The sequence below is a fragment of the uncultured Sphingorhabdus sp. genome, from assembly GCF_937872355.1.
Lineage (GTDB): Bacteria > Pseudomonadota > Alphaproteobacteria > Sphingomonadales > Sphingomonadaceae > Sphingorhabdus_B.
Genome location: NZ_CALMSV010000001.1, coordinates 1 through 6713 on the forward strand (window position 1 = coordinate 1; position 6713 = coordinate 6713).

General features: G+C 58.2%; 9 protein-coding genes. 3 read left to right on the plus strand and 6 right to left on the minus strand.

Features of this window, described 5'->3' with window-relative positions; translation table 11 throughout:
* Window positions 1-155, plus strand: a 155-nt coding sequence (locus Q0239_RS18125; protein ID WP_367276051.1) for a YdcH family protein, incomplete at its 5' end; no start/stop codon positions are given.
* Window positions 156-157: 2 nt separating this feature from the next.
* Here Q0239_RS18125 and Q0239_RS00005 read toward each other — a convergent pair.
* From Q0239_RS00005 to Q0239_RS00025, 5 genes are read right to left on the minus strand one after another with little or no spacing between them, the layout of a single operon-like run.
* Window positions 158-754 (minus strand): hypothetical protein, encoded by a 597-nt coding sequence (locus Q0239_RS00005; RefSeq protein WP_298596435.1) that lies wholly within the window; start codon window positions 752-754, stop codon window positions 158-160.
* Between the two features lie 9 nt (window positions 755-763).
* On the minus strand, window positions 764-2101 hold the full coding sequence (locus Q0239_RS00010; RefSeq protein ID WP_298596438.1) for an amidohydrolase: 1338 nt from the start codon (window positions 2099-2101) through the stop codon (window positions 764-766).
* 28 nt (window positions 2102-2129) lie between these two features.
* Complete coding sequence (locus Q0239_RS00015; RefSeq protein ID WP_298596441.1) at window positions 2130-3218, minus strand: serine hydrolase; 1089 nt, start codon at window positions 3216-3218, stop codon at window positions 2130-2132.
* A 32-nt stretch (window positions 3219-3250) separates the two neighbouring features.
* Window positions 3251-3805: a DUF3617 domain-containing protein gene (locus Q0239_RS00020; RefSeq protein WP_298596444.1), complete on the minus strand. Its 555-nt coding sequence runs from the start codon at window positions 3803-3805 to the stop codon at window positions 3251-3253.
* Between the two features lie 2 nt (window positions 3806-3807).
* A complete protein-coding gene (locus tag Q0239_RS00025) occupies window positions 3808-4356 on the minus strand; it encodes a DUF3617 domain-containing protein (protein WP_298596447.1) in 549 nt (182 codons plus the stop codon).
* A gap of 152 nt (window positions 4357-4508) precedes the next feature.
* Here Q0239_RS00025 and Q0239_RS00030 point away from each other — a divergent pair, with 152 nt between their 5' ends.
* Both Q0239_RS00030 and queA read left to right on the plus strand, forming a co-directional pair.
* Complete coding sequence (locus Q0239_RS00030; protein WP_298596450.1) at window positions 4509-5159, plus strand: peptidylprolyl isomerase; 651 nt, start codon at window positions 4509-4511, stop codon at window positions 5157-5159.
* Between the two features lie 25 nt (window positions 5160-5184).
* Window positions 5185-6228, plus strand: a complete 1044-nt coding sequence (gene queA, locus Q0239_RS00035; protein ID WP_298596453.1) for a tRNA preQ1(34) S-adenosylmethionine ribosyltransferase-isomerase QueA — start codon at window positions 5185-5187, stop codon at window positions 6226-6228.
* A gap of 4 nt (window positions 6229-6232) precedes the next feature.
* On the opposite strand, the gene Q0239_RS00040 is transcribed toward queA, so the two are convergent.
* Window positions 6233-6713 (minus strand): pyruvate kinase alpha/beta domain-containing protein (locus Q0239_RS00040; RefSeq protein WP_298596456.1); only part of this gene is annotated, 481 nt, incomplete at its 5' end.

A 6713-nucleotide genomic window follows, 5' to 3' on the forward strand; every position in this document is an offset into this window, starting at 1 on the left:
ATCACCAGAAGCTCGATGAAGAGCTGCGCGCCGAAATGCGCAGCAACTGGCCGAGTTTTACCCGAATCCAGCGGCTGAAGCGCATGAAGCTCGCCGTAAAGGATAAGTTGCAGGCGCTGGTGGCCAAGGGTCGCAAAAACCCGAAACCAGCCTGACCTCAGACTGGCTGCGTTCGCCGCCCTCTCCCAAATTTGGCCCAAAGCCGAATGGCGAGCGCAGCCAGCAACAGGGGAGTAAATATGCGCCCTTCCAGATGATAGGCCGGGTCTTGGTGAAAGGCACGGCTGCCATATCCAACAAGGAACACTGCCCAAGTCAGATGCATGCCGATGCTGTGCAACTGTTTCCAGCGATGGCCGAGCCGCCTTTGCCAGCCTTCGGTTGAGGTGATCGCCATCAGATAGACGAACAGATAGGCCAGCGCTCCACCCGCAAGCGACACCAAGGGACGCGGTCGATAGAGGGTGATGTTGATCAACAGCGCGACCAGATGGATGCTGTGTGACAGTGCAAAGGCTAGCCCCCATTGCCGTCGCCGCTGCAACAACGATCGCGTCACGTCATTCGGCGTAAGACGGTAAAGGCTGCTCGCCAAATAGGTTATCAGGAACAGCGGCAATGCTGCCCGCGCTGTCCATCGCGCGGCCAGAAGTGCGTCGTCAGATGGTGTGGCTCCAGTGACGAGCGCTGCTGCTAGCGCAATTGTCGATAGAAGCAGCGCTATGATAAATGGAATGAGCCGGGCTGCCGTCAAGGCGTTACGTCAGTTCTGCTCGGGCTTCAGCAAATCAAGCACAGCGGCCGTCATCGCCTCGACGCCCAGACGCACCGACGGTTCGGGATCGATCTTGAACAGCGGCGAGTGATGCCCGGCAACTGGCGGGCCGCCATTTTTTGCAGCCTTGATCCATTCGGGGTTGGTACCTCCAACACCGAAATAATAGCCCGGAATACCAAAGGAAGGATCGACAAAGAAGGCGAAGTCTTCGGCGCCCATATTGGTCTGACGGAAGGGGATAACAACATCCTTGCCAAGCGCGTCACCAATGGCCGTATTGAGGCGGCGGGCGAGCGCGGCATCGTTCACAGTCACCGGCGTAGTCTCGGTAACCTTGACGATGGGCAGTTTATCTTCGGGCAGGCCATTGGCTCGGCCGATACCCACAGCAACGCGTTCGATAGAAGCAATCAACTGGTCGCGTACTTCCTGGCTGTTGGCACGTACGGTGACCTGCAAGTCGGCATGTTCGGAAATGATGTTGTGCTTTTGCCCCGCATGGAAGGCGCCGACTGTGATCACACCTGGTTCCAGCGGGCCCTTTTCGCGGCTGATGATCGATTGCAGACCAACCACGATCTGGGACGCTATGTACACGGGATCGCGACCCAGGTGCGGTGCCGCGCCGTGCGTTGCGATGCCGGGAACGCGAATGTCGACACTGTCGGCAGATGAATATTGGATACCTTCCGATGCCGCAATCTTTCCGGTTTCAAGCTCTGCTGCAACGTGGAAGGCCAGCGCATAATTGGGTTTCGGGAAGCGGGTGTAGAGCCCGTCTTTCACCATGGCGTCTGCACCGCCGACACGTTCTTCGGCAGGTTGCACGATGAACAGCACGGTGCCCTTCCAGCGATCTTTCATCCGCGCCAGTTGGCGGGCCGTTCCGACCAGAGAGGTGATGTGTACATCATGGCCGCAGGCGTGCATCACGGGCATTTCAAGTCCATCGACACCAACCTGACGCACGGTCGAGGCATTGGCATAGCCTGACCGCTCCTGCACCGGCAGCCCGTCCATATCGGCGCGAACGAGGACGACCGGACCGTCGCCATTTTTGAGCACGCCGACGACACCGGTTTGCCCGACCTTTTCAGTCACCACCATGCCGGGGATCGCGCGCAACTCCTGCGCCATGCGCGCCGCAGTCTTGAACTCGCGGAAGGACAGTTCGGGATTGCGATGGAAATGATCCCAAAGCGCGCCCAATGATTTGTCATAATCCGCCTTAACATCGCCCGCATAATCGGGCTTTGCCTCCGCCGGTGTCGCGATCACGGCAAGGGCCGCAGAAGCGGTGAGCAAATATCGTCCGATGTTCATGATTTCCTCCCTGTTTCCGCGAAGACTATCACGGACAGGTTTCAAGGCAATGGCCGATAGGCGTTTCTGCGGGGACCATGGTTACATATTGGGCGAAGCCCTTCCGGGTTTCCGGATTGACCCAAAGGCCAGCGCGCAATGCATAAGCTTCGCCGACATGGCCGATCCAGGTCGATCCCCGGCTATCGGTGTGAATGTGCACGCCTAAGCCATAGGCCTGATAATAGCCGTTATCTGCGTCCCCATTGATGCCATTATATCGCCACTGCATTTTGGTCATTTCGGCGAACGCTTTTTCAGACAGCAAGGGCCGCCCACCGTTTAGCAGCAGTTGGCCGATTTTTGCGAGATCCTGCGCGGAGATCCGAAGCCCGCCTTGCGGGCTGAAAGATGACCCATTCCTGCCGATTTTATACCGTGCTAAATCGCAATTGCCGTTGCTCGCCGGGAGCACAGGGCAGGGATCGGCACCGCCTATCGCTGCATCGCGAGCGAGATCGCCGTTGCTGCGCAACAAAGTCACGGCTTGCGCGCGCCGACCTGGGCTGCATCCTGCACCCCAATTGAAACAGCCGTCGATCCGCAACGGCTGCAGCACTTTTTTTGCTACGATCCGGTCGAAACGTTCTCGAGTCACCGCTTCTATCGTCGCCGCGATGACCGGCGAGTTGAGGTTTGCATAGCTGAAATAGTCGCCGGGTTTGTATCCGGAATGCCAAACATCTGGATTGGAAAGTGTATCTTGAAGGCTCCCGTCCAGCGGCAGCAGATAGTCGATGCTATCCCTGATGCCCGACGTGTGACTCAACAAATGGCGCAATGTCACCGGTCGATCAGGAAATGCAGGGTTGCGCACCGCAAATCCCAAATAAGCGCTTATGTCGCGGTCGAGATTGATACGCTCTTCGTCCACGAGGCGCATGACGGCGATTGCAGTTACCAGCTTGGATATCGATGCGACGCGGACTGGATCTTCAGCGCCCACCGTGCGTCCAACGACCCCGGCTTCGCCTTCAGCCTTGCGAGCGGTGACAGCCTTTGTCGAAAAATCGACGCGTACCTTTGCTGGTTCGGGCAGTTTGGTTTGGGCAAAGGCAACAGAGTTTCCGACTGTCAAAGCAGCAAGGCCGGCAAATAGTGCCAGAGAGGTTATTCGTCGCCGCGGCATTCACCCTCATATTTGCCAGTCATCGCACCTTTTAACTTAATCTTGCCAGCCATGGGCACCTGCACCGCGAGATCGGTGTCGAACTGGAAATCGCTGTCGCCAATTGTCCCATCAAGCTTCATCTCGGCTTTGCCCAGATCGCCCATGCCGCAAACCAGCGACATATTGACCCGGTTTCCGGCAATATCAAATGTGTTGTAACTGCAGTCTTCGGCTCCTTCGCCTCCAAAAAAGTCCGGTCCGGGTTTGGCCGCATCCTGTTCGCTGAGGCAGGAAAGGCCTGATGCACCCTTTGCTAGCTCTGCCTTAATATTGGCTTTTTCGCCCTCGCCAAGGCGCGGCACCTCGATATCGGTGAAAGTGAAGTTCATGCGCCAACGGCCGGGTTGCATAGCGAGATAGCCGTCCCGCCGCATTTCGGCCGCGCGCTCGGCACGCGACACCGTGCCGTCGCCATCCACATCGGAATTATCGTTGCAGCCGGCCAAAAGTGCCAGCAATCCGATTACAGCAAGTCGTTCGGCTCTCCTTGTCATGGTCAAGCCGGGCAATCGCCAACCCGTTTGCCTTCAATCTTACCCTTCATGGTGACGGCACCCATAGGTGTTCCGGACGTCTTCTGCTCCATCGTCATCGAATAGGTTTCTGCTTCGAAACTGCCGTCCATCTTGCTAGAGATCACCATGTCGCCTTGCGGCTTGCAGGTCATTTGAACGCTCATTTTACTGCCTGACCGGTTGAGTTGTTCAAAGCTGCAATTGGCGCTGGCATCGCCACCGAAGAAGTCTGCCCCCGGATTTTCAGCCTGCTCTTTAGTCAAGCACGATTTCACGCTCATACCGCTGCCCATGGCCTTGGTCATCTGGGCTTTTGCGGCTTCGGGCATGCCTGGGGCATCGATGCTGTCAAAGGTCATTTTGACTTCCCACATCCCCGGCTTCATTGCCATCGCGCCTCCGCTAGAAAGCTCTTTCTGCGCTTCCGCGGCGGTAACCTTGCCATCGCCATCTGTGTCGGCGCCCTTGTCCGAACAGGCCGTAATAGCAAGAACAGCGCTCGTCGCGCCCAGTACCAGGAATTTCCGCATCTGCATCCCTCCAAATAATTAGCTACCCACCCTCTGTTTGTCGTGAAACCACTGACAAGGCAACCGTTTTGCGTTCACTGCGCTTCGTTCATGACAAGGACAGATGATAGGGCTAAGGAAGCGCGAACCATAGTCAGGGAGTTATCTCCAATATGTTGCGTAATTTCGTCTTTTTAATGCTGGCTCTTTTTGCAACGGCATGGGCGAACGCCCAGGAACCGGCAGCGGCAGCGCCCGCACCGGCCGTAAACGAAGCCGAAAATATCCTGCATCTCGACCTGTCGACCGGAGGTCGTGTTTCGATAAAGCTCTTCGCCGATGTTGCCCCGGCGCATGTCGATCGTATCAAAACTTTGACCCGACAGGGTTTCTACAATGGCGTGGTATTCCACCGCGTTATTGATGGATTCATGGCGCAAACAGGCGATCCTACAGGAACAGGAACCGGCGGCTCGCCACTCCCTGATCTCAAAGCGGAATTCAACGCCTTGCCGCATCTGCGCGGAACGGTTTCAATGGCGCGCGCTCAGAGCGAAGATAGCGCGAACAGCCAGTTCTTCATCTGTTTCCTGCCGCGCTTTGCACTCGACGGCAAATATACCGCTTTCGGGCGCGTCATTGCAGGCATGCAATATGTCGACGCGATCCAGCGTGGCGAGCCGCCCGCAACGCCCGACAGGATTGTTCAGGCTTCGATCGGTGCCGATAACGTCCCGCCACCCGATTTTGCAGCGCTCGCAAAGCCGACAGCGGCGGCAGAACCGCAGATCACGCTCGACGATCTCAGCAAGCCGCTAAACTGAAATCTGGCGAAAGGATAGGCGCGACATGCGCGTCGACCTGTTCGATTTCGAACTTCCACCCGAGCGGATAGCGCTGCGCCCGGTATCGCCGCGCGACGCGGCGAGGATGCTGTGCGTATCGGGCGATGGTGGATTGGCGGATGCGCATGTTCTCGACCTGCCCACGCGCCTGCGCGCGGGCGATTGCCTCGTCTTCAATGACACAAAGGTGATCCCCGCGCAGCTCGAAGGGGCGCGTCGCACCTTTAAGGGCGATGAGGCCAGGATAGGCGCGACGCTGCACAAGCGAATCGACCTCCGCCGCTGGCAGGCGTTCATCCGCAACGCCAAAAGGTTGCGTGCGGGCGACCGGATCGAATTCCCCGCCGATGTCAGTGCGATCGCGCAGGAACGGCTGGAAGATGGCAGTTTCATCCTGAACTTTGAAGGCGATGAGCCGGTCGAACTGCTGCTCGAACGCGCCGGTCAAATGCCGTTGCCGCCCTATATAGCGGGGAAGCGTCCGACCGACGCGCAGGACCGCAGCGACTATCAAACAATGTTTGCGGAAAAAGAAGGGGCCGTGGCAGCGCCAACAGCATCGCTACATTTCACGCCGCGGCTGATGGCGGCACTGGCGGAGGCCGGTATTGGCCATGAAACGCTGACGCTGCATGTCGGTGCAGGGACTTTCCTGCCGGTAAAAGCGGATGATACCGACGCGCACAAAATGCACAGCGAATGGGGACAAATTGACGCCGCAACCGCGGCGCGGTTGAATGCCGTGCGAGTAAAAGGCGGACGCATTATAGCGGTCGGCACCACCTCGCTCCGCCTTTTGGAGAGTGCGGCGAGTGAGGACGGGCTGGTGCAGCCTTTTGAAGGTGACACCGCGATATTCATCACACCCGGCTATCGTTTCAAAGCAATCGACGGGCTGATGACCAATTTCCACTTGCCCAAATCGACCCTGTTCATGCTCGTCAGCGCGCTGATGGGGCTGGAGACGATGCAGGCAGCTTATGCCCATGCCATCGAAACGGGCTATCGTTTCTACAGCTATGGGGACAGCAGCCTGCTGATCCCCTGAAGGGTCAATGCCCTTTCAATTCGTCCCCAGTCAGGCGGACGACGTGCAGCACATTGGTCGAACCCGGCGTTCCGAATGGCACGCCCGCCATCATGATCAACCGCGCACCCGCGCTGCCGAGGTGATAGCGTAATGCCATGCGTTTGCCCTTGGCGACCATTTCCTCGAAGCTGCCAATATCCTTGGTGGTCACAGCAAAGGCACCCCATAAAAGGCCCAGCCGGCGTGCGGTCGCTTTGGACGCAGTCAGCACCAGAACTGGCACGGCGGGTCGCTCACGCGAGATGCGGCGCGCGGTTGAACCGGAGGATGTGAAGCAGACAATCGCGCTGGTTTCGACGGTATCGGCAATCCGCCCGCTTGCCTCGGCCAACGCGTCGGCGGTGGTGGCATCGGCGGGGGTTTCGGTAAAGTGGATGCGCTTGAAGAAGTCGGGGTCGCTTTCAACCTGCTGGGCGATCCGGTCCATGATCGAAACGGCTTCG

What these genes read in the sequence shown, in the direction of transcription:
- Q0239_RS00020 (WP_298596444.1), bottom strand. Translation starts at nt 3,805, where the DNA reads ATGACAAGGAGAGCCGAACGACTTGCTGTAATCGGATTGCTGGCACTT.
- Q0239_RS00010 (WP_298596438.1), bottom strand. Translation starts at nt 2,101, where the DNA reads ATGAACATCGGACGATATTTGCTCACCGCTTCTGCGGCCCTTGCCGTG.
- queA (WP_298596453.1), top strand. Translation starts at nt 5,185, where the DNA reads ATGCGCGTCGACCTGTTCGATTTCGAACTTCCACCCGAGCGGATAGCG.
- Q0239_RS00030 (WP_298596450.1), top strand. Translation starts at nt 4,509, where the DNA reads ATGTTGCGTAATTTCGTCTTTTTAATGCTGGCTCTTTTTGCAACGGCA.
- Q0239_RS00025 (WP_298596447.1), bottom strand. Translation starts at nt 4,356, where the DNA reads ATGCGGAAATTCCTGGTACTGGGCGCGACGAGCGCTGTTCTTGCTATT.